The organism is Listeria sp. ILCC796 (assembly GCF_900186175.1).
Lineage (GTDB): Bacteria > Bacillota > Bacilli > Lactobacillales > Listeriaceae > Listeria > Listeria goaensis.
The window spans coordinates 1-26,317 of the sequence record NZ_FYBV01000004.1 but is presented as its reverse complement, the minus strand read 5'-3'; the positions used below and the strand labels follow the sequence as shown (position 1 = coordinate 26,317).

Sequence of the window (26,317 nt, the reverse complement as noted above, 5' to 3'; positions counted from 1 at the left end):
GAGGTGCAACTTTTATGAAAAAAGCTTTAATTAGCATTGGCCTAAGTAGTGTATTACTACTAACGGCGTGTTCAAGTGACGGGAATCAAGAATATAAAGCAGAGAAAACTGAACAAAAGGCAAAAGCTGAAACAAAGGATACGGTTGTAGACGGGCTTAAAATTGTAATCAAAAATCAGGAAGTAAATGAAAAAGTGACGGAGAAAGAAACGCAGAAATTATATACTTTTACAATTTCTGGTGAGAATATGGCGTCTACCAATAAAGGACTGGGTGCGGTGGATTTTGTTTTAAAAACGAAAGATGGTAAGGAATTCGAGGTCGATCCTTCGATGGCGATGTTCGGCGATGAAATTAAGCCAGGCAAAACACTTGAAGGCAAAGCTTCTTTTGCAATTCCGGAAAATCAAACGGCGATGAAACTTATTTATAAACCACTAGATAAAGAATTGGCTGAGTGGGATGTGGAGGAATCATGAAAATTGTCATAATTGGACTGGGCTATATTGGACTTCCGACTGCGCTTATGTTCGCGAAACACGGGGCGGATGTCGTTGGGGTGGATGTTTCTAGGCGGGTGGTAGACTTTTTAAACGCTGGGCAGGTGCCCATTGAAGAGTATGGTTTAGCGGAATATTTGACGGACGCGCTGGCGAAGCAGAAATTTAAAGCGAGTTTAACAGCTGAAACCGGTGACGTGTTTATTATTGCCGTTCCGACGCCGAATGTGGAAGATGAATTCGGGAGTTGCGACCTAACGTACGTCAAACAGGCGATGGAGTCGATTTTGCCACATTTGAAATCGGGCAATACGATTATCGTTGAATCTACCATCTCACCGCGCGTAACGGAGGACATTATCCAACCTTTAATCCAAAAAGAAGGGTTTGTTACTGGCGAAGATATTTTTCTGGCGCATTGTCCGGAGCGTGTTCTTCCGGGGAAAATCTTGCACGAACTTGTTTACAATAACCGCATTATTGGCGGGGTCACAGAGAAGTGCACCGAAAAGGTTAAAGAAATATACGGCCTTTTTGTGCAAGGCAAATTGCTGAGCGCGACTGCGAGTGTCGCAGAATTGTCTAAGCTGATGGAAAACACATATCGCGACACCAATATTGCGCTCGCCAATGAACTTGTCCAAATCGGCGACGAACTCGGCATTGATGCGCTAAGCGTAATCGAGCTGGCCAATCAACACCCAAGGGTAGATATTCACCAACCGGGTCCTGGCGTAGGCGGCCACTGCCTAGCCGTTGATCCACATTTCATCATTGCAGAGGCCCCGAACGAAGCACGGCTTATCCGCCAAGCAAGGCAAATAAATCGTAATATGCCTAATTTTATTTTCCAAAAAACACTCACAATTATGGAGGAAAATAATGGAAAAACGATAACCGTATTAGGCTTAGCCTACAAAGGAAATATAGACGACACGCGTGAAAGCCCCGCCCTCCAAATTGTAAACCAGCTGCAAACCTTAACGGCGTATGACATTCGTACATTTGACCCTTATGTAGCAAGTTCAGATACATATAGCCTTGAATCGGCTCTTTTAGGGAGTGACTTAGCGCTCGTTTTAACTGACCATGATGCATTTAAGGCGATGCCTGATAACATCATTCATGGTATGAGAACCCCCATTTTATTCGATACAAAGAATTGTATTTCTAGAAAAAATGCTTTTGAACAACACTTTACACTCGGCCATCTTCCGACTGACAAAAAAAGAAGCAAAAGCTTTATAAACTAGGAGAATATTATGAACGAACAAATTGATTTAAAACAAATTATGCTTGCTATTCGCAAAAATGGTTGGTGGATTGTTGGAATTGTCACAATGACAGTTCTTTGTATGTTCATCTATCTCCAGTACATCGCCACTCCTATTTATCAAAAGAGCACACAAATTTTAGTTAATCAGTCTGAAAGCTCGCCAAATGATAGTTTAGATTCACAAACTGTGCAGGCGGACTTGCAACTGGTAGACACGTACAGCTCAATTATTTTAAGTCCGCGGATTTTAAATGGCGTTGAGCAAGACTTGGGAAATCTTTATGACACAGAGGAACTAGCAGAAATGATTCAGGTAACAAACGCGACTAATTCACAGGTCATTGATATAAGTGTTAAAAATCCAGATCCAAAACTAGCCGCTCAAATTGCTAATTCCACTGCTAAGGTATTCACTAAAGAAATGCCGAGTATCATGAAAGTCGATAATGTGACTACTTTATCAGAAGCCCAGTTTTTAGGCAACGAGACGCCGATTGCGCCTCAAAAAACTTTGTTGCTTATACTCGCCGTATTTATGGGACTTTTTTTCGCATTTTGTTTTATTTTCATCAGATTATTGTTTAAGCGTACGTTTACCTCGGCAGATGAAATTGAAGAGATTTTACAGCTAAATGTGCTGGGTGAAGTGAGTACATTTCATGCTTTTGAACGGGCCAAAAAAAGACTACAAAAAGGAGCCAGCTAAATGCGTTTATTCAGAAAAAAATGTTCCAGTACTGAAGATAATAAAAATAAGCGAGTCACTTTCATTACTTCTCCGGAATTAGACACTGAACAATTCGATATGGAATCGAGTTCGCAGACTTTTGAGCATGCCTTGCCACAACAAAATTGGCTACTTAAAATTGCTGGTTTTACAGGAATTTACTTCGACTTTAGTTTTATTTTCATCAAATTATTATTCAGGCGTACGTTTACTTCAACAAATGAAATCGAGAAATTTTTACACATACATGTGCTCGGTGTAGTGAAATTAATTCAAATAAGTGATGAAATCCCAATGAAACTAAGAAAAGGAGCAAGGTGAATATGTATCCATCAAATAAAAATTCTAGAAGCAATTACTACTCTCCTACAAGTGAACAATTTAAATTAATTCGTACTGGGATTGATTTATCTGGAATTGATAAAGATAGGCAAGTCATTTTAATTACTTCTCCAGAATCAGGCACTGGAAAATCCACCGTAGCCTCCCACCTTGCAATCGCTTATGCCGAAAAAGGGGCACGCACACTTTTAATCGATGCCGATATGCGTAGACCTATGTTACATAAACGATTTTCAAAAAATTTACATCTTGGTTTGTCCAACGTGATTACAAATGAGATCGAGTTAGAAGATGGGCTCCAAGAGGTGTTGCTAGATTCAGCGTCATTCGCTCTTTTAACTAGCGGCACAATACCTCCGAATCCAAACGACTTACTTTCCTCTCAAAAAATGGCTAATCTTATCGGAAGATTACGGGAATGTTTCGATAAAATCATCATTGATACGCCACCTATCACAGTTGTTTCAGATGCACTTGTTTTAGCGGACGAAACAGATGGTACCATTTTGATTTGTAGGTATCAAAAGACTTTAAAAGAACAAGCAAAATATGCAGCCAAGCAACTTCAGCTTTCAAAAGCTAAATTAATTGGCGTCATTTTTAACGGTACAAAAAATACCGAAAACTATTATTACTAAGGAGCTAAGTACATGGAACAAAGTAAACTCAGCATGGCATTCCAAGCGACTGATAAAACAAATTATACGAAATGGAAGATTCGTTGCGACCGTTTTTTAAGCGTGTTTGCGTTACTTCTCCTGTCCCCGCTTTTTCTCTTCGTAGCGATTTGCATTAAAGTGACTGACTGGAAAGCTCCAGTTATTTTCAAGCAAGAGCGTGTAGGAAAAAATGGGAAAGTTTTTTATATGTACAAATTCCGAACGATGTGTACGGATGCTGAATCCCAATTAAGTACGATTTTAAAACTAAACGACGTTACAGGTGCGATGTTTAAAATGAAAAATGATCCTCGCATAACAAAAATCGGCCGCTTATTGCGCAAAACGAGCTTGGATGAGTTGCCACAAATTTGGAACGTAGTAAAAGGTGATATGAGCCTTGTTGGGCCTAGGCCGCCGCTACCGCGCGAAGTTGCCGTTTATTCTACGTACGATAAACAACGCCTTCTTGTCACTCCTGGTTGTACGGGATTATGGCAGGTAAGCGGACGAAACGAGCTTAGCTTTGAGGAAATGGTGGAACTGGATTTGCATTATATTCGCCACCTGTCTTGGAAAATGGACTTTAAAATTTTTTTCAAAACTTTTGTTGTCCTGCTCGTACCAAAAGGAGCGTATTAGCGTGAAGAAAGAAAAGAGAATTCATTTGCTGGGCAGTGACTTAGATGCGCTTACGATGAATGAAACGCTCCTGCGTATTGAGCACCTTATTTTAAACCAAAAGCCGAGTCAACATGTTGTGATTAATGCGAGCAAAATAAATTTGATGGCGGAGGATGCGGCGCTTCGGGCGATTGTAAATGAAAGTCCGCTTGTGAATGCAGATGGTCAGTCTATTGTTTGGGCGGCGCGTTTTCTAGGCTATGATGTGCCGGAACGCGTGACGGGAATTGATTTATTTGAAAATTTGGTGGCTCTGGCGGCACAAAAGAGCTGGCGGCTCTACTATTTTGGGGCGACGGAGGAAGTGGTGAAGTGTGTTGTAGACAAGCATTTGAAAGCTTATCCGGGTTTAGAGATTGCGGGGTTTCGCAATGGCTATTTTGATGATTTAGAATCGGTTCAAATTGCGCAGGAGATTCGGGCCAGTCGTGCGGATATATTATTTGTCGCTTTTTCCTCCCCAAAAAAAGAATTTTGGGTTCACAGCCACAAGGAAATGATGCAAGTGCCTTTTGCGATGGGTGTTGGCGGGAGTTTTGATGTGCTTGCTGGTAAGACAAAACGCGCGCCAAGATGGATGCAAAAAGCTGGGCTGGAATGGTTTTACCGCTTTATACAGGAACCTAGGCGCATGTTTAAACGCTATATCATCGGGAATTTCCGCTTCCTGACACACGTTCTTCGGGAAAAAAGCAGACGAGGCATAAGATGGCAAAAACACCGCTAAATATAGCTGTTTTTATTGTACTTGTTGCGATTTTCCCGCTCATTGATTTCTTAAATGGTTTTTTCCTGACATCTGGTTATATGATTCCCATTGGCATTGTCTATCGTTTTTTCTTTTTTATCTTTCTCATTAGCATGATTTGTATTGAAAAGATTCCTAAGACGGCTTTAACGTTTGTCACCTTCCTGTTTATTGCTGGCAATCTTGGCATCTTGCTTTTCCAAAGTATAATTTTACAAAATCCATTCACTTGGATTGCTGCGGATATTTCTGTATTTGTTAAATATTTTTTATGGGCACTCATTCCGTACTATATTTATCAACGAAAAACGCTATTTCAAGCGCTGCATTATGAAAAAATTTTTATTGTCATCAGCCTACTATTTACGGTACTTCTACTTGTCCCTTATGCACTAGGTGTTGGGCACCAGACTTATGATAATTCAGACGCTGGTTATAAAGGCTTCTTTTTTGCGAATAATGACACAAGTTTTGCTTTTATTGTATCGCTAACCTTTACGGCTCAAGCACTCATTCAATCGTTACAAGGAAGATGGAATTTCCGCTTGCTGTTCTTTCTTCTGCTTTATTCCGGAAATATGCTTTGTTTATTACTCGTTGGGACGAAAACTGGCATTGTTTATGGTGTTGTGATAAGTGTCATCGTGCTCATTCGCCTTTTATTTTTCGTTAGATATCGTTCAGTGACACAGAAAATCTTCGTTTGGTTTGCTTGTCTCTTTTTAGTTGGGTGGTTGCTCGTTCGCGGCTTGGCCTATGCGGGACAACTGATTGCAGGGACGTACGACCGAATGGTGTATTTTTATCATTTATACGACGGAAATTTAGTTCGGTTGTTAACGAGCTCAAGAAGTGATTTTTTGGAAGGCGGATTAAGCTTTTTCCTAGATAGCTTACACCCTATTTTCACGGTAGCTTTTGGTCAAGGTTTTGAATATCGATTAGAACAGTATGGCCGGCTTGGATTAATCGAAATGGATTTTTTTGATACGTTATTTGGGCTCGGCCTGTTCGGGATCCTACTTCTTGTTACTTTGTTAGGCTACTACGGTGTGATTGCGTTAAAAAAACAAAATCGTTCGCTCCATAGTTTTCTCTTTTTCATCATTATTCTATATAGTTTTTTCGCCGGGCACGTCTTGTTTTCAGCGCTCTCTTCAACCCTTTTAGGACTTGTTTGCGGCGGGATTATTTTATCAAAGAAAGAGTGAGATTCATTTGAAGAAATTATTAATTCGGTTTGGGCAATTTTCAATCGGCTCACTCGGCGCGGCGCTCCTCAATTTAATATTGATACCTATCACAACTTACTTTTTAACGCCCGCAGAATACGGGAAAACAAGTATGTTTCTACTCGCGCAAACGCTTCTTATTTATGTGATTTACTTAGGATTCGATCAAGCTTTTACAAGGGAATTTCATAGTTACGCGCAAAAAACGCGTTTGCTTATTCAATCGATGATGACGCCGCTTTTTACTTCATGCATTTTAATTGCGGGCATGTGTCTATTTGCTTCTACAATTTCCGAATGGCTTTTTGCGGATTCAAATTATGAAGTTGCTGTTTATTTGCTTGCTTTCTCCATCATTTTACTCATTTTTGAACGTTTCATTTTATTGTTTGCTCGAATGGAAAATCGAGCGATTACTTTTTCTATTTATTGTATTGGTATTAAGTTGGCCATTTTAGTTGGCACAATCACGGCATTGCTTTTATTTGAGCCTACTTTTATTACCGTTGTTTACGGCATGTTAATTGGGCAGATGATTGGGGATTTCATTCTTATTTTGTTTAACTTGCCACTGTTTAAAACGTTCAGGCAAAAACCGGACAAAGCGCTCATTAAACATCTTGCTAAATTTGGCTTGCCTGTCGCAATTGGTACTTTTCTTTACAGTTTATTTCTCATCATCGACAAATTATTTTTACGCTACTTCTCGAGCTTTGACGAGCTTGGGATTTATACTGCAGCGTTTAAAATTGCCAGTGCTTTAATGGTTTTGCAGGTGAGTTTTGGGAATTTCTGGATTCCTACTGCATACGAATGGTACGAGCAGAAAAAGCCCGTCATCTACTACAAAAGGGTGAGCGATACGGTCATGTTTGGGGTCGCGTTCTTTTTCCTCGCTATGCTTTTCTTTAAGGACTGGATTGTCGTGATTCTCTCGCCAGCGTACAGCGAGGCACAATATATTTTCCCGTTTCTCTGCTTCTATCCGCTCATGATGACGGTTAGCGAAACGACAAATCTCGGCATCGTTTTTTTAAAGAAAAGCGTGCTAAACATTTACGTGTCGATCATCGCCCTCGTCATTTCTGTCGCGCTAAACATTGCGCTCGTCCCAGTTTATGGCGCAATTGGAGCCGCTATCGCAACGGGAACCGCCTTCATCAGCTACTTTCTCGCCCGCACTTTTTTCTCCATGCGCATTTGGGAAGGCTTTTCCGTCACACGCCACATCATCGTAACGGGGCTGTTATACGGTTTATCACTTTACAGCGTTATTTTTAAAGACACTTTGCTCGAAAAAGGACTCGTTTTAAGTGCGCTCATCTTCCTGATTGTCCTTTATCAAAAAGAGCTCAAACAAACGTTTCGTTTACTTCAAAAGAAAGGAATTAAAAATGAATGAACATTTTAATGGTCGGTCCAAACCCAAAGGAAAAAGGCGGAATGGCAACGGTCATCGCGAATTTCAAACAGTATTATACGAGTGATACGCATCATTTATTCTTTTTCAGTTCATGGTCTGCGGAAAACAAATGGCAGACTGAATGGCGGGCGCTTCGTTCGATTCGGCGCATCATTTTTGAAAAGAAAATTGATATTGTGCATTTTCATGTCGCGCAAAAGGGCAGTTTCTTTCGAAAGGCCTTTTTAAAAAAATTAGTTCCAAGCCATTGTAAAACGGTATTTCATATGCACGCATCACATTTTGATGTATTTTATAAAAAAAGTAACCGCATGTTGCGATTTTGGATTCGTCGAACGTTTAATCAAACGGATCATGTGGTGGTTTTAAGCGGGGAATGGGCGGAATTTTACCGGAGGCTAACTAAAACGCCGATTTCGGTCATTCAAAACGCGGTGCATCTTCCTGAAAAGCCCCTTTATAATAAAAAAGCGCGTACGATTGTGACGTTTGGGCGAATCGGCGAGCGAAAAGGAAGCTATGATTTGCTTAAAGTGGCAGCGCGCATTCAGCCGGCGTTCCCAGATGTACGTTTTGTGCTCTACGGCGACGGGGAAATCGAAAAAGTCACGGCTCAAATTGACAAGCTCGGGCTTACAAATGTGGCACTAGGCGGCTGGATTTCAAAAGAGGATCAGCAGGTCATTTTAAAAGCGAGCATGTTGCACTTTTTGCCGTCCTATCACGAAGGCCTACCTATGGCAATTTTAGAAACCATGGCCGCTGGAATTCCAAACATTTCCACACATATCGGTGGCATCGCAGACGTCATTGAACACCAGCAAAACGGCATTCTGACCGCACCAGGCGATGTTGCCAATATGACGAATCAACTAACTAAACTTTTAGAACAACCTGCTCTTCGGGAAAAATATGCGGAAAGCGCGCGCCAAAAAATTGCATCTGGCTTTTCAATTGAAACCTACCACACAAATTGGTCTGCTTTTTACAATCAGTTGATAACATGTTAAAATTTACATTCCAGACAATTTATTGTTAATTTTTTTACTAGGAGTGTTGTATGCGAGTTATTAACTTTTTTAAAGGTATGGCTATGGGAACCGTCGAAACAGTTCCCGGAATTAGCAGCAGTACCGTCGCCATGTTGCTTGGTATTTATGAAAATATTATCGATGCGCTTCACCATTTAACGACCAAAAAATGGAAAACGCACATGCTTTATTTGCTCCCCATTTTAATTGGAATGGCATGCGGAATGGGCGTCTCCGTTTTGGTCGTGCACTATTTACTAGAAAATTACAACGTCCAAGTTCACGCTTTATTTATGGGGTGTATTCTCGGAATGCTCCCATTAATTTGGCAAAGCGGCAAAAAAATCGGTGAGCGCTATCAATTCAAGCATTTTTTCATCATGGTGCTGTTTTTTGCTTTTATTTTAATCTTAAATTTTTCGCTTGAAGAAACGCATTTCCAAATTACACAAGCTACCGCTTTTGATTATGCCTATCTCTTTTTTGCCGGCTTTCTAGCTAGCATCGCACTTGTTGCCCCCGGCATAAGCGGCGCGCTCATTTTGATGATTCTAGGCGTTTACGAAACCGCGCTTGATGCGCTAATAGACTTCGATTTTAAAATTATCATCGCCATGGCATTAGGCGTTCTTATCGGTATTCTCGTCACAAGCAAACTCATTCGTTTTCTCATTCAAAAATTCCGCACCGCTGCCCACGCCGGAATACTCGGACTGCTTGCTGGCTCATTTTTCATTCTTTTCCCAAAAGAAAATTTTACGGTTTTCGAATTCATCATAAGCTTTATCATTCTAGTTGTAACCACTTTCGCTGTATACAAATTCAGCTTTAGACAATAAAAAACTGCACCTATAAGATGCAGTTTGATACAAAACAAAATTACTATGCCACATTAGACTGGTGAGAAATGATGAGATTCTAGGCAAAGCCGTGTGCCGCATCATTTTTTATCAGTCTAACTTTTTTCGTCTAATAAGTCGCTCTCATTAAATTTAATTTTCGCCTCGCAATGCGGGGTTTTCCATTTTAATTTACGCGACATTTTTTCTTCATCATTTTTTTCAAAAAGAAGCTTGCTCCCTTTACTTAGAAGCGGAATTGCAATTAAAACGCCGACAAGGGTTAACAGAGCAATAAAACCAATAAAAATTAAACTTGCACCGATGGCAATAACAAAGGCTTTTTTCAAGAAATGTCCAATATCAAACTTTTCTTCCAAATTCATCAGCTCCCTATCTTTATCGATAGTTTTATCATATCATGAAACGATGCTAGCGGCGAATTTTAGCCCAAAATGTGCTCTTCCAAAAAGAGAGCTAAACCACCCTCATCATTTGTTTTTGTGATAAAATCGGCACGTTCCAAAGCGAGCGGTATGCCGTTTTGCATCGCGACACCCATTTTGGCTAACATGAGCATGCCAACATCATTTTCATTGTCCCCAAACGAAACGGTTTTCGCTAAATCAATGTAGCCATGTTCGGCTAAATAGTTCAGGCCATGCGCCTTATCAATCCCCGGGTTCATAATGTCGATCAAATTTTTCGCGGAGGCAAGCACAGATAAATCAAATGGGCGAAGCGCCTCTTTAATTGTTGCGCGCTTTTCGGCGTCTTCTTCAATCACCAAAATTTTCAGCGGGAATTCGCCATCTGCAAGCTCATCAAGCGGCGTTTTCGTAATCGTAATCGGCACTTGTTCGTTTTCAGGCAGCACTTTATTTTGTTCGTTAAAAAACGCAATTTTACCAGAATTAGATGGTCCTAAGATTCGTTTCGTCGTATAAATGTGATAATTCGCATTTAGCGGGCGAAGCACTTCCAATACACTTTCAATTGTTTCTAGCGCTAAATCGCTTTTAAACAAAATCTCACCAGTTTGAAAATCGCGCACGAGGCCCCCGTTGCAAGAAATTACTGGTTTTGTAATTTTTAGCTCGTGAATAAATGGTAAAATCGCTAAATCTAAACGACCAGTTGCCAGAAATAAATTTTTTCCGTCTTTTTGCCATTCAAGCAAACGCTCTTTATTATGCGGGTGAATCGCGTCCCCCGCGCTCACAAGCAGCGTTCCGTCCATATCTGTCACAATCGTATCAATCGTCAAGTCTATCGCACCTTTCCCTTCATATACTCGTCATTATAACGGATAATCGCTAAAAGACGCAAGACGAGGAGCCCTTTTGTTTAAAATATTCGCTCTGGTTTGGTGTACACATTCATCGTGTCTTGACGAATGAAACCGACTGTCGTAATGCCAAGTTCAGCTGCCATATTAATCGCGAGTTCAGTTGGCGCCGAACGCGATAAAATGATACCGCAGCCAAGTTTCGCCGTTTTTACTAAAATTTCCGATGAGATTCGCCCACTGAAAATGACAATTTTATCCGAAACGGTAATGTCGTTTTTTAAACAATGCCCGTAAATCTTGTCGAGTGCATTATGCCGCCCAATATCCATTCGACTGCAGATTAGCCCGTCAGGCGTGGTGAGCCCCGCATTATGAACGCCGCCCGTCTGATGAAATGTGCCCGATGTCGCTTCAAATTCGCGCATTCTTTCAAAAATTTGCGCCACCCCAATTGAAATCCCCGTTTCATTGTAACTTTCAAGCAAAGAGGCATCCGATTGGAAATAAAAATTTTCTCTTGATTTCCCGCAACACGACGTAATATAACGCTTTGCGCGATACTTGGCGTTAAATTGGTTGACGAAATTCGCCGTCACATGCGCGTGCCCTGTCGCCTCAATGATTTCGATTTTATCGATGTCCGAAACGCCACGAATGACACCTTCTGACGTTAGAAAGCCCACAATTAAATCCTCTAAATATTCCGGTGTGCAGACGATGGTTACAAGTTCTTGTTTATTCACATAAATGGTCAGCGGATATTCCACAGCAATTTCTGCCGTTTTTTCATGTTTTATCCCATTTTCATACCGAATAATGCTTTTTTGTACGCTCACATCCATCGTGCCAGCCCCTTCCAAAGAAAGCCTCCAGCAATTTGGAGGCTCGCATTTATTTTAAATTTTTACCCATTTCTTTTAAAAATGTAACCCCGTAACGCAGCGTGCGGTTTACATCAGGATCTTTTAGCGCCTTCATTAAACCAAACAGCCCCAAAATCTCCTCGTTTTCCGCCGCCGCCTGAGCAGCCTGAGTCGCTTCTTTTATATTTTCAAGCATCTTTTCAGTTGTTTCCGGCTTTGTTTCTGTTAAAAGCTGGCTCGACAACATCAAATTGTTTATCGCATTCGTAACGGGTTCTTTGCGCCACTCATTTAAAACGGTTTTCGTAATATCTTCTTTCGCCTTCATCGCACTATTTACGGTTTCAAGCGCGCCTGAGTCGCGCAACAATTTGACGAGTTCGAGTATTTCAAGAAAACCAGATTCATCGGCGGCAATGCCTTTTTTAAGCTCAGCTAGGCGGATTTTTTCCTGTTCTTCTTTTGACGGAGTCGTGTCGCGAATTTTCGATATCGGTTCAGCCATTTTGTTTCTCTCCTTTACAGCCACAGCTTCCGCCGCATGCACAATTTACTTTGGAAATCGGTTCATAGTCCGCACGCTTCCATTTCCGCTCAACTTCTACGCCATTTTGCGGATAACGTTTGCGGTTTCGTGGATTGTGGTCAGGAAGCGGATTTTTTCCTTCTTTTTCCAGAACCTTCATTGCCACTTTCGTTTGCTTATAAGCTGGCGTTTTCGTCCGCACATCGCCCGCACTAGACGTAAGCAAATTAACCGCTGTTTCGCTGCTCACCGAATGCATCGGCACATAGACTTCCTTGCCTTTCATTCGGTCAGTCACAACGGCGCGGAGCTTAATCCGACCATAAGGAGAACTAAGGCGCACAAGCGAACCACTTTCAATTTCACGTTCTTTCGCAAGTTCAGGCGAAACCTCGACAAACACTTCTGGAAGCTTGTAATCAAGCCCTTTTGATTTATCCGTCAAATTCCCCTCGTGGAACTGTTCCAGCAAGCGTCCGTTGTTTAGCTGCAAATCGTACTCTTCCGGAAACTCAATCGGTGGAACATACGGCAACGTTGAAAATTGTGCCTTACCATCAGGGAAATTAAAACGTTCTTTGTATAAAAGGGGCATATCTTGACCTGCTTCATCAACCGGCCAAACGAGACTACTGAAGCCTTCCAAGCGGTCGTAGCGGACCCCACGGAAAAACGGTGCGAGACTCGCGATTTCGTCCATAATGTCACTTGGATGTGCGTAATCCCAATTGGCTCCGCAGGCACGTGCCACTTCTTGCGTAATCCACCAGTCGGGTTTTGAGTCCCCAAGTGGCTTCATCACTTCATACAAGCGCTGTACGCGCCGCTCCGTATTCGTAAACGTCCCTTCTTTTTCGAGCGAAGGCGACGCCGGCAAAATGACATCCGCAAATTGCGCGGTTTTGGATAAGAATACATCTTGTACAACAAAGAAATCTAATTTCGCAAGCGTTTCCTGTACGTGATTCACGTTTGAATCCACCCACGCCATTTCTTCCCCTACAAGGTACATCGCGTGCAGTGTTCCCGCTTCAATCGCATCAAGCATCTCATTGTTTTTCAGTCCCGGTTTATCTGAAATTGATACGCCATAAGCCGCTTCAAAACGTGCGCGTACCTCATCATCGGCTAGGGGCTGAACACCAGGCAAGACATTCGGCAAAGAGCCCATATCGCAAGCGCCTTGCACGTTATTGTGCCCACGTAGCGGGTATGCACCAGCGCCTTTTCTGCCAAAGTTTCCTGTCACGAGGAGTAAGTTCGCGATTGCTGAAGATGTATGCGAACCCGCGATATTTTGTGTAACGCCCATGCCCCAACAAACTGAAGTGCCGTCTGCTTCGTGCACCATTTCGGCAATTTCCTTAAGCGTTTCCACGGACAGTCCCGTTTCTTGCTCGGCATACTCCAATGTGAACGGCTCAAGGAATTCGAGGTAGTCTGCCACATTTGAAATTCGGTGATTCATAAATTCGGCATCATGCCAGTTTTGGTCGATGATATATTTGGCAACAGCCGTCAGCCAGACAAAATCCGTCCCTTGTTTCGGGTGAATAAATTTATCAGCGCGTTCTGCCATTTCGTGACGTCGCAAATCTGAAACGAGCATTTTAGCCCCGTTATATTTTTGGGCACGTTTAATTCGGCTCGCAATGACAGGGTGTCCATCAGCCGGGGAACAGCCAACTAACATGATTAGCCCAGCTGATTCAATATCGTCAACCGTACCTGAATCGGCGCCAATGCCGACAGTGCGTGTTAGCCCATCAGATGCAGGCGCCTGACAATACCGTGAGCAGTTATCGACGTTGTTTGTCTCAAAAACTTGGCGAGCGATTTTTTGCATCAAATAATTCTCTTCGTTTGTGGTTTTAGATGAGCTAATAAACCCGAGCGCATCGTTGCCAAATTTCGCTTGTGTTTCACGTAAGCGCGTCGCCACCGTTTTAAGCGCCTCTTCCCAGCTCACCGGCACAAATTCGTCCCCTTGCCGAACGAGCGGCGATGTGAGCCGTTTATCACTATTCACGAAATCCCAGCCAAATTTCCCTTTGACACATGTCGCAAATTTATTAACTGGACCTTCGCCAGTCGGTTCCACTTTCAAAATTTTACGATCTTTTGTCCACACTTCAAACGTACAGCCGACCCCGCAAAATGTGCAGACGGTTTTCGTTTTTTTCGTCCGCGTATCGCGCATCGCCGCTTCCATTTCAGAAACAGCAAAAACAGTTTGATAGTTCGGCTCCACTTTTTTCACCATATCAATCATTGGTTCAAGCACATCTTCGTCTAAACCAGTCATAAAACCAGCTTGACCAAGCATCGATTTCTCCATCATCGCATTACATGGACACACGGTAGAACAAAGTCCACAAGACACGCAAGATGAAAGATTTGCTGGCCGGTCGTCATCCCAAATAACCCGCGGCTGCTCCCGCTCCCAGTCAATCGACAGCGTTTCATTCACCTGAACGCTCTGACAAGCTTCCACACATCGCCCGCATAAAATACATTGGTCGGGGTCATAACGATAAAACGGGTGCGAAAAGTCATTTAAGTAACCTTTTTCCCGGTAAGGTCGTGTTTGCCCTTCAATCCCTAACATTTCAGTCGTATTATGTACGCGGCAATTGCCATTATTATTATCGCAAACCGTGCAGTAAAGCAGATGGTTCTCCAAAATTCGGTCCATCGCTTCTAGCTGAGCATCAGTTGCTTTCTCTGAATCCGTTTGTACTTCCATTCCCGCTTTAAACTCGGTACTGCACGCCCGAACAAGCTCCCCGTCCACTTCACACATGCACGTATCGCAAGATTGAATTGGCCCCATTTGCTCGCTATAACATATATGCGGGTGTTTGATTTCTTTTTCATTCAAATAATCTAAAATTCTTTTTCCCGAGTCAACTTCATGTTCCGCCCCATTTATCTTGACGGTGATTTTTGTCCCCATGACTTTTCCTCCTCCATCATTCGCTCTCTATAGAAAACGGTTACATCCGTTATATTATACCAGTTATCATGTGAAAATTACAGTCAAAACCATAATTGAGAACGCTTATCAAGTAAGGCGGTTATGCGTTTTTAAGAGGACGTGAAGTAAGTGAAAAAAAGCACTTTCCTATCCAGCAGGAAAAGCGCCTTTACTCCGAACTGTTTTCATTTTCTTCTTAGCCATTCTATGATAGCAAAATAAAGACCTGCAATCAGTAAGATACCAAGCGCCAACCATCTAATACTAATTTCTGTAATGCCGTTGTAGGAAATAACAATAATAAGCATGGGAATCACTAGAACTAGCACATATAAAAACTTATACGCTATTTTATTTCGAAGCATAATAAATCTTTCGTCTTGGGTTCTACGTTCTTGTTCTTGCTCCTCTTCCATCTTTTTTCTTCTGGATAACACGCCTAGTGTAGCACCAATGATTATAAATATCACCGTCACATACATGTCCACACCCATGAATTCTTTTAAGTTCTGTCCCCATAAGATACTAATTAAAAAAAAGACCCCTAGAAATATAACTATTGTATTAAAAATTTGCTTTATTTGATAATTTGTCATCTTGCTTCACCTCTGTATGAAAATAATTCTTCTATAGTTTTATCGAAAAAAATAGCCAATTTAAAACTAAGCTCTAAAGTAGGATTGTAATTTCCTTTTTCGATAGCATAAATTGTTTGTCTAGAAACGCCAACGGCTTGACCAAGATCCTCTTGAGAAATTTCTTTTTCCTCACGATACTTTTTCACATGATTGACAATAGCCATTCTGCAACACCCTTGTAAACTTTACTTTACATTCATTATATGTAATAACCTCAAAAATGTAAAGTAAAGTTTACATTTTCTATAAAGCTCCATAACTTCTCCCACCTTGCATCCTAAACAAAGTAGCCAATATTTTATCTATCATTAGCATCATTTTTCGAATCCTTGCCATTATTTCACGTGTAATGGGCTTTTTTACTAATTAAAAAAATCGAGAAACACAGCCCTAAAAAGGCGATGTTTCTCGATTTTGTATATCACTTACCAAATATATTCTTAATCGAATCGAGCAATTCCCCGGCGCCACCTAGTTGTTCGGTCACTTGATCGACGACGTTGTTTACTGGTTCGGTTACATTCTGGGTTATTTCTTCGGGATTCAATTGGTCGGTTGCGTTTTGAATCGTTTCCGATGCCGTTTCAGTTGCATTTTGCGCGGTTTCTTCGGCATTTGAAGCAACATCAGAAATTTTTTCTGCGCTTCCTCCAAGGAGTTCATTTACTTTGTCACCAGCTAGATTTTTTAAACTATCAAAAAGTGGCAATAGACTTCTCTCCTTTACTTTTGATTACCCGTAGTATAGCACAGATTTTTCGGAATCTTTCGTTTTGACACAAAAAGTAATCAGGAAGTAAAATTCTTTACAATTCAAGCAAACCTTTTTGTTGCAAATCAAAAAAATGTTCGTAGAAAGCGCCTTCGCGCAGTCCATATTGCGAGAAAACGAGCCGGTCAGAGTCCAAGAAGCGCATCAGCGCAATAAGCGGCGCCATTCCGGCTGCAATAATATCAGCTCGGTCGCGAGAAAGTCCGCCAATGTCGCCGCGACCTTTTAAGTTTTGTGATACCACTTCTTTGAAAATATCGTATACTTCAAAGTCGCGCATTTTAAAACCGTGCAAATTCTCAAAATCTAAAATTTCGCGCCGACGTCGTTCGATTTTGGCTATCGTTCGGTTACTTCCACCAAGGGCAACAATTGGCAAGTTATGTCCCCGGCGAAGCCACCAAACGCCCGTGTATAGTTTATCCATGAATGTCATAAGCGCAAATAAATCGCCGGCCGAAATCACATCTTTTTGGGTAAATCGCTCGCTTAGATTGACAGCGCCATACGGCAAACTGATAAGATTCACGGCCCGACCATTTTGGACTAAAACGAGCTCCGTGCTGCCACCGCCAGTATCAATAATGACACAATTGGTTACCGGCAATGTGTTAATGATGCCTAAATAGTCGTAATACGCTTCTTTAGACCCTTCAATCACTTCTAATTCAACGTTCGCCTCCTTCTTAACGCGCTCTAAAAACTTCTTTTGATTGGTTGCTTGACGTGTGGCTGCGGTTGCTAGTGCGCGGAGCGTTAGCGAATCAAATTCAAGGCTTTTTTCCCGAAAGCGTTTTAATGCCGCAATAGTTCGTTTCATCGCATTGTCCCGAAGAATTTTTTCCTCCCCCATTTTTTCCGACAAGCGCACCATTTCTTTTTCTTGGCAAACGACCTCGAAAGTGGCATCATCGTTTATTTTCGTAATCGTCATTCGCACCGAGTTTGACCCTAAGTCAATTACGCCAAAGTGTTCCATACCTATTCCTCCTCATTTTCACGCCCAACAATAGGCTCAAATATTCGTGCTTGTATGTTTTTATCAGCTCGTTTTGCTAGCTTTTTCTTCGTCGCTTGGTCCATGAGCAATTCTTGGACGTTAAACGGTGGTCGACCGCGCTTGTCTAAACTTTGGTAAGAGCCGTCTGCGAGCAATTTCCGTGTTTTCACGTTATCGTGAAACATTTCTGCAAACTCCAGCTTAATTTGCTCTCGAATGGCTTTTTCACGAATCGGAAACATCAACTCCACTCTTCGGTTTAAATTGCGGTGCATTAAATCGGCGCTGGATAAGTAAAGCAAGTCGTCCCCTGCTGCGCCAAAATGATAAATCCGACTATGTTCTAAAAAGCGCCCAACAATGGAGTGTACTTCAATATTTTCACTCAGGCCGGGCACTCCAGGCTTCAAGCAGCAAATTCCGCGCACAATTAGCTTGATTTTAACGCCCGCAGAAGACGCTCTGTAAAGCGCTTCAATCATTTCCGAATCGGATAAAGAGTTCATTTTCATCTGGATAAAGCCGGGTTTTCCTTGTTCCACCGCTTTTATTTCGCGCTGAATCAGGTCAAGAAGCATGTCGCGCAACCAAAGTGGCGCAATCACAAGTTCATAGAAAAACGGGGGTTCCGAATAGCCTGAAAGCATGTTAAAAATGTTCGTGGCATCAATACCCATTTCCGCGTTAGCCGTTAGAATTCCCATATCCGTGTAAAATTTCGCCGTCATATCATTATAGTTGCCCGTTCCCATGTGCATATAACGCCTGATGCCATCTTCTTCCCGCCGCACAACAAGCGTCAATTTACAATGTGTCTTCAATCCGACAAGCCCATAAATCACGTGGCAGCCTGCCTTTTCGAGTTCCTGCGCCCAGTGAATATTATTTTCCTCATCAAAGCGCGCCTTCACCTCTACAAGAACTGTCACCTGCTTCCCGTTTTCAGCCGCTTCGCCCAAATATTTAATAATTGGTGAATCACCCGACACTCGGTAAAGCGTCATCTTAATCGCCAAAACCGCCTCATCGGCTGACGCTTGCCGCACAAATTCAATCACCGGCTCAAATGAATCATATGGATGATGAAAAAAGTAATCCCGCTCCTTAATTTTTGCAAACAAATCAGCTTGCACCAAATCCGTTTCCACATATGGCTTAAATGGCTTATAGAGCAGCTTCTCGTCATCAACCGCACTCGCCAGCTTATTTAGAAACGTCAAATCAAGCGGTCCTTTAATCAAATAAATGTCCTCGTCACTCACTTTTAGAGCTTTTATTAGCCTTTTGTTTAAATGTTTACTAATATTCGCGTCGACCTCTAGGCGTATGACATTGCTACGTTCACGCTTTTTAAGTTGCTCTTCAATTTCTTTCAGCAAATCAGACGTATCTTTTTCCGCAACGTCCATATCCATGTTGCGCATCACCCGGTAACACGCGGTTTCTTTAATCTCGTAACCTACGAAAAAGCGTTGTAAATAATAGATGAGGATCTCCTCGAGTAAAATAAAATCGTGTTCGCCTTCCGTAGAGGGGAGTTTAACCAGCCGTGAGAAAATGTTTGGCACTTGAACTGTTGCGAATTCCTTCTTTTTTGGATTGCCTTCTTTGTGAATAAAGACTGCTATGTTGATGCTCGTGTTCACGATGAGTGGAAATGGTCTGGATGAATCGACGGCCATGGGGGTGACAACTGGGTAAACTTCTTGCTCGAAGAAATGATGCACAAATGTTCGTGCCCGCTCTGAAAGCTGGTCCATTTGCAGCAAGCGAATTTGCTTTTCCTGTAACCGTTTATTAAGCGTCCGATTCCAAGTTCGGTACTGCTTATCCACCATTTTATGTGTCACTTCGGTGATTTCTGTGAGCTGTTCTTTTGGCGTAAGCATTGCGGCATCGCGTTCTTCAAAGCCGACGGAAACCATTTTTTTCAAACTAGCTACGCGCACCATGAAAAATTCATCTAAATTGCTCGCCGTAATCGCCAAAAATTTAATCCGTTCAAGCAGTGGATTATTTTTATCACGCGCTTCTTCTAAAACACGGTCGTTAAAAGCAAGCCAGCTTCGTTCCCGATTAATGAAATTCACTTTATCCTCACTCATTTTTGTTCACCCTTTTCTTTCAAATGCGCTTTGATGCCGTATACTTCTTCAAAAAAGCCAGCTTTTTCATTAAAGGTCCACTTTTCAAGCATTAAATCATCGTCCGCCCACACAGAAATTAAAACATGTTCTTTTTTCAAAGAAAGCGAGATTTTCGTCACTTTTTGTTGATGGCTATCGTCCAAAGAATCGGCTAACCGTAAAATTGCTGTCAGTTTCGCTGTCGTGAGCCGGTTTTCAATCGGCAGCTTCTCAAAATGATGCAAATTGAGCGATGGCGTTTCCGTACTATGGTAACGCGCAATCGCGCCAACCATTTGGAGTTCCTCTGCCGATAAACCGAGAATTTCCGTCGCTAAAATAATATATTCTGAATGCGCATAATGATTATTCATATCAATGTAGCTTCCAATATCTTGCAAAATCGCGGCAATCTGAAGCAATAAACGCTCACGTTTTGTCAGTCCGTGAATCGGCTTTAATTGGTCGAAAAGATGCAGTGCAAATTTCTCCACCGCTTCCGCATGTTTTCGGTCCGTCTTGTACCGAACCGCAATATTTCGCGCCGACATCACAATATCTTTCGAAAAATCATGGGATAGCGTTAACTTTTTCTGCCGAATCATCTCCTCCACCAAAATCCCGTCCACAAGCTCCGCATCAGAAAGCAAAATTTCAGACGCCTGCGTCACCTTCAGAAGCTCTTTTAAAAGCATCGCCGACGGGAGTAACTGCGAAATCGAATCAAACGAAAGTTCATACTTTTTGGCTAAAACTTTTTCCGGAGTTTCCAGTATATGCGCATAAAGCGCGGCAAAATAGGCTTCTGTGATTTTATCCTCTGCCTTCTCTACAAAGGCCCTTTTAAAAAAAAGCAAGTCGGTGCCAATCAAAATGAAATGCTTATACGCTACGTCTTTCGGTGCAAATTGCGCATAATCACGGATTTTACTAAAAATAAAGTCCTCAAGTAAATCGGCAAAATTACTCGTCCGCTCCTTTAGCTCCGATAAAAGTTCCCGTACACGCAAGGGGCCGAGTTTAATATTTCGTGAGAACATAAAATTGCCTTCATCATAAACCGTAAGTTGAATGCTCCCCGTGCCAATATCAATGAGCATCGTGCCTTCTTGAATCAGCTCACTAAAATTTTTCGTCGCATTTGCCGCCGCCTGACTATGCAAAAATCGCTCCTCCGAATTGGACAACCATTCCAGTTCGAGCCCCGTCCTAAGCCGAATTTGTTCCTTTACATATTCCGCATTTGACGCTTCTTGAATCGCCGAAACAGCCACCGCTAGACTGTCCTCTATCGCATACTCACGCATAATATTAACAAAACCAGAAAGCGCAACAGATGTGGCTTCAACCGTTTCGAGCTCAATCTTCCCACCATTAAAAATATCCGTCCCAATTGAAACCTCTGCTTTTATGTACTCTAAAACGGTTTGTTTGCGCATATCCATGATTTTTAAAATAACATTTTGTGAACCAACTGTAATGGCTGCGAACCAATTTGTTCCCATAAACTCTCACCTCCCGTGTTTCTTTCTATCTATATATCCTTTTGTAAGAAAGCCTAACCCTTTTTCCCATAAAAAAAGAAGCTCTTAGGCTCCTATTCTTTGCTCCATTTCGTATAATAAAATAATCCGATGATGAGTGCGAATACACTCGCAAACGGGCGAATGTGGAACGTGGTATATGTGCTTGCAAAAACAAAACCCATAATCGCTGAAAATGCGGCTAGAAACAGCGAAAGAAACATGACAAATGACTGATTATCTTTATTGAAAAAGAAAATACCGCCAATAACTAGCAGTAAAATCGAGTTAATCCAACCTGCGACTTCTGTCAAATAGCCCGAGAATGCAAACAAATTTTCGTTTGGAAAATATACACCGTGATTTTCCGCTTCATTGATGATTCCAGCAATCGCAACGATTGCTAGCAAAATACCTGTTACTTTCTTTATCATGCTATTCCCTCTTAAAAATGACATATATTCCATTACATACAAATTTAACATTTTTGAGCGCAAAAGAAAACCAATGCGGAAGAAAAAGGGAAACCGCATTGGTTATTCTTTGGGAGATATACATCTTATGAAAAAGAGTATGTTATTAGCTTGTAACTTTATAGTACAATTCGCTTTTTACAAGACTATGTAAAAAGTATGAAAAAATAATGAACGTTTACTTTTTACTTAATTCTGCTTCTCGGTTTATGGTCGCCGCTACGCTATGCATCACAGTCGCAACAAACGCATCGTCCATCAAACTACTCACTCCGGCGATTGTCGTGCCTCCTGGCGAGCAAACTTGATCCACCAATTCATACGGATGAGTCCCGCTTTCCAAAATCATTTTGGAGCTCCCGAGCACGGCCTGTGACGCCATACGAAGCGCCTCTTTTTTCGCTAAACCAGCTTTAACCCCAGCCCTCGCAAGCGAATCAATAAAGATGTAGATGAACGCCGGCGAGCTCCCCGCAATCGCTGTAAATGCGCTGAAATTCTTTTCTTCGATAAAAGCAACTTCCCCAACGGCAGAAAAAATAGTCTCCACCGCTGTTTTGTCTTCATCCGTTGTAAGCGAATTTCCGCAAACGCCCGTCATTGATTCCCCGATTGTCGCGTTCACATTCGGCATGACGCGCATGATTTTTAAGTCAGATCCTGCCAGTTCTGCGAGCGCCGCGAGATCAAGTCCCGCTGCAATTGAAACGACGAGTGGTTTTCTCTCCGCTAAAACCGCTTTTAAATCTGGCAAAATCAATTCGAAGACATACGGTTTAACCGCAAGCACTACAACGTCCACCGCGCGAATTAAGTCTTCCGCCGTCTGTTTCACTTGAACGCCCGTTTCCAAAGCAAATGCCTCCGCTTTCGCCGCCGTCCGGTTGTAAACAAAAATATCCTCCGCGCGCATTTCCCGCACAAGTCCGCGAATAATTGCCGAAGACATGTTGCCAACTCCAATAAATCCCACTTTCATCTTAAAATCTCCCTTCTAGCACAAAATAGCGACCATCTTCTGAAATACCTTCCGAAACCTTCTTAAAACCCAATTTTTCGTAAAAAAGAAGCGCATTTTTATTTTCTGCGACACACTTCAACGTAAAGGCATCATGCGAAGTAGCAAGCGCTGCCTGAATTAATTGCCGTCCAACCCCGGCGCCCCGCGCATTTTGACTAACATACAAGTGGTGAATAAAATTCTCCGGCTCATAAATCCCGACAAATCCCAAAACCTCACCCGATTGTTCTAAAACGAGCACCCGCTCGCCGTCTGTATCCCGGTCAAAGTCTCTTTCGGAAATCTGCTCTTCTTTCTCCCAATCAAATTCCTTGGTGCGAACTTCATTATACAGCGCCCGAAGCGCCGTCAAGTCCGCATTTTCCATCTCACGTATTTTCAAAAACGCCACCTCACATTCCTTTAAACTATACCATCAGTTGCGCGATTGAACAATATAAATACGATTCGTTTCTTTGAAAAATCCCGTTCCAGAACTGGAACGGGATTTTTCAAGCAAGCCTTACTTACGAATTGGCTTCATTTTCATATTTTTTAACAACAGCTTCTTTTGGACGATCTTTAATAAAGAAACTTAAAATCATACCTAGCGCTGAGAAAATGACTGCCACTAAAAAGGCCGCCGTCATCCCATTTAAGCTCGCATCCAATGCTTTTTGCGCAAAGTCTTGCGGATTGGTCGCCATAAGTTCTTTTCCTGGCATATCGTTTTTGGTCACGTTCGTAAGCACCGTTATAAGCACCGCCGTCCCAATTGACCCCGCAATTTGGCGAATCGTATTATTCACAGCCGAACCGTGATTAATCAACTCATTCGGCAGTGCATTCATACCCGCCGTGCTGACCGGCATCATAACCATGGAAATCCCTAGGAAACGAATCGCATAAAATAGCATGATATACCAAAGTGGCGTATCCGCCGTCAAGAAAATAAATGGAATCGTTCCGGCTGTTAAAATTGTAAGCCCCGTAATCGCCAGCAATCTCGCGCCGATTTTATCAAAAATAATCCCTGTAATCGGACTCATAACCCCCATCACAAGTGCTCCCGGTAGCAGAAGCAGACCCGATTGAAGCGCCGATTCCCCGCGAATATTTTGAATATAAAGCGGCAACACAATTTCCGCGCCAATCATCGCCATCGTAACAATCGAACCTAGCACAACCGATAACGAAAACATCGGATAACGGAATACCCGAAACTCAAGAATCGGATTTTCAATTTTTAATTGACGGAAAACAAAAAGGAAAATCACAACAACGCCCACAATAAGCGTTGTAATCACCGTCGCATCCGACCAACCATCGTTCCCTGCAGAACTAAACCCGTAAAGCAAAGAACCAAACCCGATTGTGGATAAAATGATGGATAAAACATCAATACGCGTATCTTTCAGCGTAACCACTTTTTTCATACCGAAAAAAGCTAGAATTACGTCGAACACGGCAATTGGAACTAATACCCAAAACAGGACGCGCCAATCGTACGAATCAACAATCCACCCAGATAACGTCGGCCCAATTGCAGGCGCAAAAGCAATAACTAGACCCATAACCCCCATTGCAACCCCTCTTTTTTCACGAGGGAAAATAAGTAAGAAAATGGTTTGTAGTAATGGCATCATAATACCTGCACCAGCCGCCTGAACAATCCGCCCAGTTAATAACACTGGAAATGAACCGGCTAATGCCGCAATAACAGTCCCGATTGTGAAAACAACCATCGCCGTAATAAATAAAACTTTAGAACTAATTTTTTCAATTAAAAGAGCTGTAATAGGAATCATAATCCCATTTGTAAGTAAAAAGGCTGTCGTAAGCCACTGTCCTGTAGCTGCCGTAATATCCAAATCTTTCATAATCATCGGTAACGCCGTAGCTAGTAGCGTTTGGTTAAGTACCGCAACAAACGCACCAATTACCATCGTCACTACGAGGAGATTTCGATTAAACGGCTTTCCATGTACATCTACAGGTTTTTCCGCTGCAATAGTATTCAATTATAGTTCCCCTTCCTTCACTCGTTTTCCAAATGAATAAGAGTAGTATAATCTAATAAAACTTATAAGTCAATAAAAAATGACCAACCCGTACATTTATTTATAAAAGTGAATTAATTTGCATCTCGAGGACCTGAATTTCTCGGTCTAATGCTTTTGGTGCCTGCTGTTTCAAATAAAGCAGTGCGCCTTGAATCATAAAATCTCGTGGTGTTTCGCGGTTATTAATTTCCGAAAGGAGCGCATTGAGTGACTCCTTATACTGCCACTTGTCCGACTCCGCCACATCTTGCTCTTCAATTTTCCCTAAAAGTTGATCAATCGTTTTCCGAAGTTCCACCATTCTGCGCTTCTTAAGATCCAAATGGCTAGGAATAAAACACGCTACATCTTGCTCCGTAATTAAAATATCCCCTGTTTCCTTCAAATCCCCCACAACTGCGTCCATCCGGTTCAGCACATACTTCACAACATCCTGTATCCGTCGTTTCCCCTCCTCCGTCTTAGAAGTCGCAAACACAAACATAAATGTCATTCCAGTGAGCAGCATCGTCAAATCATTCACATACGGCCTAGTATCCTCACCATACACAAGTAAAATCTGATTTTTAATCCATTCCAAACTCCTCAAACGAACGCTCGCCAAAAACTGATTAAAATCATCATCAATCATCGCCTGTGAAAAACTAATGTTCAAAATCTCTGCATTCTTCGTATGAAAAGTAATCAAAAGCTCCACACAAGACGCAAAATTCTCCTTCATCCCCCCCGCCTGGTCCCCCATCGCCCGGTCCAGCTTCTGATAAAGAACAGAATACTCTTGTTTAAAAATAACAATAGCCAATTCCTCTTTAGAAGTAAAATAATTATAGAAAGTGCCTTTTGAAATCCCACTTGCCTCAACAATATCCGCTACAGAAGTCAATAAATATCCTTTTTTTCGAAAAATATTTTTCGCTTCTGTTATAATCCGCCGCTTTTTATCTTTCAAAATCTCAACTCCCTTAAAAATTTATACTACTAGTATAATAAAAAAATACATCTGGTTCAATCTTTCTTTATCACAAACAAAAAAACCTCGCAATCCACTGCAAGGTTTCAACCATTTAAATGTAATTCTGATGCCGGCTGCAAGAGTCGAACTCGCGACCTACTGATTACAAATCAGTTGCTCTACCAACTGAGCTAAGCCGGCCTATGAAGTAATTAATATCCAAGAAGCCACTTGCCGGGTTTGAACCGGCGACCTCTTCCTTACCATGGAAGCGCTCTACCAACTGAGCTAAAGCGGCAACTAATGCACAAAAAAATGGCTCCACAGGTAGGACTCGAACCTACGACCGATCGGTTAACAGCCGATTGCTCTACCACTGAGCTACTGTGGAATAATACATTGCCCGGCAGCGACCTACTCTCACAGGGGGAAGCCCCCAACTACCATCGGCGCAGAGAAGCTTAACTACCGTGTTCGGGATGGGAACGGGTGTGACCTTCTCGCCATAACTACCAGACAATGAAAGAAAGAACGTTGTTCTCTCAAAACTAGAGAAGAAAAGTGTTGAGTTACAAAGTAACGAAAACCAGATTAAAAGGTTAAGTCCTCGATCGATTAGTATTTGTCCGCTCCATATGTCGCCATACTTCCA

At 42.1% G+C, this 26,317-nt stretch carries 27 protein-coding genes, 3 tRNA genes and 1 rRNA gene; 11 read left to right on the top strand and 20 right to left on the bottom strand.

Features of this window, described 5'->3' with window-relative positions; all coding sequences use genetic code 11:
* Positions 1-14: 14 nt before the first annotated feature.
* From CFS04_RS05780 to CFS04_RS05730, 11 genes are read left to right on the top strand one after another with little or no spacing between them, the layout of a single operon-like run.
* Entirely contained in the window at positions 15-479 is a 465-nt protein-coding gene (locus CFS04_RS05780; protein WP_088809675.1) for a DUF4352 domain-containing protein, read from the top strand.
* Entirely contained in the window at positions 476-1,753 is a 1,278-nt protein-coding gene (locus CFS04_RS05775; RefSeq protein WP_088809674.1) for a nucleotide sugar dehydrogenase, read from the top strand. Before CFS04_RS05780 ends, CFS04_RS05775 begins: the two co-directional genes overlap by 4 nt.
* Positions 1,754-1,762: 9 nt before the next feature.
* Positions 1,763-2,482: a YveK family protein gene (locus CFS04_RS05770; protein ID WP_088809673.1), complete on the top strand. Its 720-nt coding sequence runs from the start codon at positions 1,763-1,765 to the stop codon at positions 2,480-2,482.
* Positions 2,483-2,824, top strand: a complete 342-nt coding sequence (locus CFS04_RS05765) for a hypothetical protein (protein WP_088809672.1) — start codon at positions 2,483-2,485, stop codon at positions 2,822-2,824.
* Between the two features lie 2 nt (positions 2,825-2,826).
* The gene (locus CFS04_RS05760) at positions 2,827-3,483 is read left to right on the top strand and encodes a CpsD/CapB family tyrosine-protein kinase (protein WP_088809671.1); all 657 of its coding nucleotides are present in this window, start codon (positions 2,827-2,829) and stop codon (positions 3,481-3,483) included.
* Between the two features lie 12 nt (positions 3,484-3,495).
* Positions 3,496-4,146, top strand: coding sequence for a sugar transferase (locus tag CFS04_RS05755; RefSeq protein ID WP_088809670.1), 651 nt, complete (start codon positions 3,496-3,498; stop codon positions 4,144-4,146).
* Between the two features lie 55 nt (positions 4,147-4,201).
* Positions 4,202-4,915, top strand: coding sequence for a WecB/TagA/CpsF family glycosyltransferase (locus CFS04_RS05750; protein WP_088809837.1), 714 nt, complete (start codon positions 4,202-4,204; stop codon positions 4,913-4,915).
* Entirely contained in the window at positions 4,897-6,147 is a 1,251-nt protein-coding gene (locus CFS04_RS05745) for an O-antigen ligase family protein (RefSeq protein ID WP_088809669.1), read from the top strand. Before CFS04_RS05750 ends, CFS04_RS05745 begins: the two co-directional genes overlap by 19 nt.
* Positions 6,148-6,154: 7 nt before the next feature.
* Positions 6,155-7,570 carry a lipopolysaccharide biosynthesis protein gene (locus CFS04_RS05740; protein ID WP_088809668.1) on the top strand — a complete coding sequence of 472 codons (1,416 nt, stop codon included), beginning with the start codon at positions 6,155-6,157 and terminating at the stop codon, positions 7,568-7,570.
* Positions 7,567-8,601 (top strand): glycosyltransferase family 4 protein, encoded by a 1,035-nt coding sequence (locus CFS04_RS05735; RefSeq protein ID WP_088809667.1) that lies wholly within the window; start codon positions 7,567-7,569, stop codon positions 8,599-8,601. Before CFS04_RS05740 ends, CFS04_RS05735 begins: the two co-directional genes overlap by 4 nt.
* Before the next feature lie 50 nt (positions 8,602-8,651).
* Positions 8,652-9,461: a DUF368 domain-containing protein gene (locus tag CFS04_RS05730; protein ID WP_088809666.1), complete on the top strand. Its 810-nt coding sequence runs from the start codon at positions 8,652-8,654 to the stop codon at positions 9,459-9,461.
* A gap of 116 nt (positions 9,462-9,577) precedes the next feature.
* Here CFS04_RS05730 and CFS04_RS05725 read toward each other — a convergent pair whose 3' ends face one another.
* The 20 genes from CFS04_RS05725 to rrf form a co-directional block, all read right to left on the bottom strand.
* Complete coding sequence (locus CFS04_RS05725; RefSeq protein WP_369821517.1) at positions 9,578-9,847, bottom strand: hypothetical protein; 270 nt, start codon at positions 9,845-9,847, stop codon at positions 9,578-9,580.
* Positions 9,848-9,906: 59 nt separating this feature from the next.
* On the bottom strand, positions 9,907-10,701 hold the full coding sequence (locus tag CFS04_RS05720) for a Cof-type HAD-IIB family hydrolase (protein WP_088809836.1): 795 nt from the start codon (positions 10,699-10,701) through the stop codon (positions 9,907-9,909).
* A gap of 107 nt (positions 10,702-10,808) precedes the next feature.
* Positions 10,809-11,594 carry a formate dehydrogenase accessory sulfurtransferase FdhD gene (gene fdhD / locus CFS04_RS05715; protein WP_088809835.1) on the bottom strand — a complete coding sequence of 262 codons (786 nt, stop codon included), beginning with the start codon at positions 11,592-11,594 and terminating at the stop codon, positions 10,809-10,811.
* Positions 11,595-11,643: 49 nt separating this feature from the next.
* Positions 11,644-12,120 (bottom strand): DUF1641 domain-containing protein, encoded by a 477-nt coding sequence (locus CFS04_RS05710; protein ID WP_088809664.1) that lies wholly within the window; start codon positions 12,118-12,120, stop codon positions 11,644-11,646.
* Positions 12,113-15,097, bottom strand: coding sequence for a formate dehydrogenase subunit alpha (fdhF, locus tag CFS04_RS05705; protein WP_088809663.1), 2,985 nt, complete (start codon positions 15,095-15,097; stop codon positions 12,113-12,115). Before fdhF ends, CFS04_RS05710 begins: the two co-directional genes overlap by 8 nt.
* 206 nt (positions 15,098-15,303) lie before the next feature.
* The gene (locus CFS04_RS05700) at positions 15,304-15,714 is read right to left on the bottom strand and encodes a hypothetical protein (RefSeq protein ID WP_088809662.1); all 411 of its coding nucleotides are present in this window, start codon (positions 15,712-15,714) and stop codon (positions 15,304-15,306) included.
* Positions 15,711-15,920, bottom strand: a complete 210-nt coding sequence (locus CFS04_RS05695) for a helix-turn-helix transcriptional regulator (protein ID WP_088809661.1) — start codon at positions 15,918-15,920, stop codon at positions 15,711-15,713. Before CFS04_RS05695 ends, CFS04_RS05700 begins: the two co-directional genes overlap by 4 nt.
* Before the next feature lie 257 nt (positions 15,921-16,177).
* A complete protein-coding gene (locus tag CFS04_RS05690; RefSeq protein ID WP_088809660.1) occupies positions 16,178-16,465 on the bottom strand; it encodes a hypothetical protein in 288 nt (95 codons plus the stop codon).
* A 97-nt stretch (positions 16,466-16,562) separates the two neighbouring features.
* Positions 16,563-17,507: a Ppx/GppA family phosphatase gene (locus CFS04_RS05685; protein ID WP_088809659.1), complete on the bottom strand. Its 945-nt coding sequence runs from the start codon at positions 17,505-17,507 to the stop codon at positions 16,563-16,565.
* A gap of 2 nt (positions 17,508-17,509) precedes the next feature.
* Positions 17,510-19,633: an RNA degradosome polyphosphate kinase gene (locus tag CFS04_RS05680; RefSeq protein WP_088809658.1), complete on the bottom strand. Its 2,124-nt coding sequence runs from the start codon at positions 19,631-19,633 to the stop codon at positions 17,510-17,512.
* Entirely contained in the window at positions 19,630-21,159 is a 1,530-nt protein-coding gene (locus CFS04_RS05675; RefSeq protein WP_088809657.1) for an exopolyphosphatase, read from the bottom strand. The genes CFS04_RS05680 and CFS04_RS05675 overlap by 4 nt, the downstream gene beginning before the upstream one ends.
* 92 nt (positions 21,160-21,251) lie before the next feature.
* A complete protein-coding gene (locus tag CFS04_RS05670) occupies positions 21,252-21,611 on the bottom strand; it encodes a hypothetical protein (protein ID WP_088809656.1) in 360 nt (119 codons plus the stop codon).
* 217 nt (positions 21,612-21,828) lie between these two features.
* Complete coding sequence (gene proC / locus CFS04_RS05665) at positions 21,829-22,629, bottom strand: pyrroline-5-carboxylate reductase (protein ID WP_088809655.1); 801 nt, start codon at positions 22,627-22,629, stop codon at positions 21,829-21,831.
* Between the two features lies 1 nt (position 22,630).
* A complete protein-coding gene (locus CFS04_RS05660) occupies positions 22,631-23,053 on the bottom strand; it encodes a GNAT family N-acetyltransferase (protein ID WP_255377774.1) in 423 nt (140 codons plus the stop codon).
* Positions 23,054-23,177: 124 nt separating this feature from the next.
* A complete protein-coding gene (locus CFS04_RS05655) occupies positions 23,178-24,671 on the bottom strand; it encodes an MDR family MFS transporter (RefSeq protein WP_088809654.1) in 1,494 nt (497 codons plus the stop codon).
* Positions 24,672-24,771: 100 nt separating this feature from the next.
* Entirely contained in the window at positions 24,772-25,662 is an 891-nt protein-coding gene (locus tag CFS04_RS05650) for a TetR/AcrR family transcriptional regulator (RefSeq protein WP_088809653.1), read from the bottom strand.
* A 131-nt stretch (positions 25,663-25,793) separates the two neighbouring features.
* A tRNA-Thr gene (locus CFS04_RS05645) sits at positions 25,794-25,866 on the bottom strand.
* A gap of 24 nt (positions 25,867-25,890) precedes the next feature.
* Positions 25,891-25,963: transfer RNA gene (locus CFS04_RS05640), tRNA-Thr, on the bottom strand.
* An 18-nt stretch (positions 25,964-25,981) separates the two neighbouring features.
* Positions 25,982-26,056 (bottom strand) — tRNA-Asn (locus tag CFS04_RS05635).
* A 10-nt stretch (positions 26,057-26,066) separates the two neighbouring features.
* Positions 26,067-26,182 (bottom strand): 5S ribosomal RNA (gene rrf, locus CFS04_RS05630).
* Positions 26,183-26,317: the final 135 nt, after the last annotated feature.

Coding starts and splice junctions, on each gene's coding strand:
- CFS04_RS05750 (WP_088809837.1), top strand. CDS start 4,202: ATGAATGAAACGCTCCTGCGTATTGAGCACCTTATTTTAAACCAAAAG.
- CFS04_RS05745 (WP_088809669.1), top strand. CDS start 4,897: ATGGCAAAAACACCGCTAAATATAGCTGTTTTTATTGTACTTGTTGCG.
- CFS04_RS05755 (WP_088809670.1), top strand. CDS start 3,496: ATGGAACAAAGTAAACTCAGCATGGCATTCCAAGCGACTGATAAAACA.
- CFS04_RS05695 (WP_088809661.1), bottom strand. CDS start 15,920: ATGGCTATTGTCAATCATGTGAAAAAGTATCGTGAGGAAAAAGAAATT.
- CFS04_RS05720 (WP_088809836.1), bottom strand. CDS start 10,701: ATGGACGGAACGCTGCTTGTGAGCGCGGGGGACGCGATTCACCCGCAT.
- CFS04_RS05775 (WP_088809674.1), top strand. CDS start 476: ATGAAAATTGTCATAATTGGACTGGGCTATATTGGACTTCCGACTGCG.
- CFS04_RS05675 (WP_088809657.1), bottom strand. CDS start 21,159: ATGGGAACAAATTGGTTCGCAGCCATTACAGTTGGTTCACAAAATGTT.
- CFS04_RS05730 (WP_088809666.1), top strand. CDS start 8,652: ATGCGAGTTATTAACTTTTTTAAAGGTATGGCTATGGGAACCGTCGAA.
- CFS04_RS05765 (WP_088809672.1), top strand. CDS start 2,483: ATGCGTTTATTCAGAAAAAAATGTTCCAGTACTGAAGATAATAAAAAT.
- fdhF (WP_088809663.1), bottom strand. CDS start 15,097: ATGGGGACAAAAATCACCGTCAAGATAAATGGGGCGGAACATGAAGTT.
- fdhD (WP_088809835.1), bottom strand. CDS start 11,594: ATGGATGTGAGCGTACAAAAAAGCATTATTCGGTATGAAAATGGGATA.
- CFS04_RS05700 (WP_088809662.1), bottom strand. CDS start 15,714: ATGACAAATTATCAAATAAAGCAAATTTTTAATACAATAGTTATATTT.
- CFS04_RS05685 (WP_088809659.1), bottom strand. CDS start 17,507: ATGGAACACTTTGGCGTAATTGACTTAGGGTCAAACTCGGTGCGAATG.
- CFS04_RS05725 (WP_369821517.1), bottom strand. CDS start 9,847: ATGAATTTGGAAGAAAAGTTTGATATTGGACATTTCTTGAAAAAAGCC.
- proC (WP_088809655.1), bottom strand. CDS start 22,629: ATGAAAGTGGGATTTATTGGAGTTGGCAACATGTCTTCGGCAATTATT.
- CFS04_RS05680 (WP_088809658.1), bottom strand. CDS start 19,633: ATGAGTGAGGATAAAGTGAATTTCATTAATCGGGAACGAAGCTGGCTT.
- CFS04_RS05735 (WP_088809667.1), top strand. CDS start 7,567: ATGAACATTTTAATGGTCGGTCCAAACCCAAAGGAAAAAGGCGGAATG.
- CFS04_RS05710 (WP_088809664.1), bottom strand. CDS start 12,120: ATGGCTGAACCGATATCGAAAATTCGCGACACGACTCCGTCAAAAGAA.
- CFS04_RS05670 (WP_088809656.1), bottom strand. CDS start 21,611: ATGATAAAGAAAGTAACAGGTATTTTGCTAGCAATCGTTGCGATTGCT.
- CFS04_RS05780 (WP_088809675.1), top strand. CDS start 15: ATGAAAAAAGCTTTAATTAGCATTGGCCTAAGTAGTGTATTACTACTA.
- CFS04_RS05770 (WP_088809673.1), top strand. CDS start 1,763: ATGAACGAACAAATTGATTTAAAACAAATTATGCTTGCTATTCGCAAA.
- CFS04_RS05760 (WP_088809671.1), top strand. CDS start 2,827: ATGTATCCATCAAATAAAAATTCTAGAAGCAATTACTACTCTCCTACA.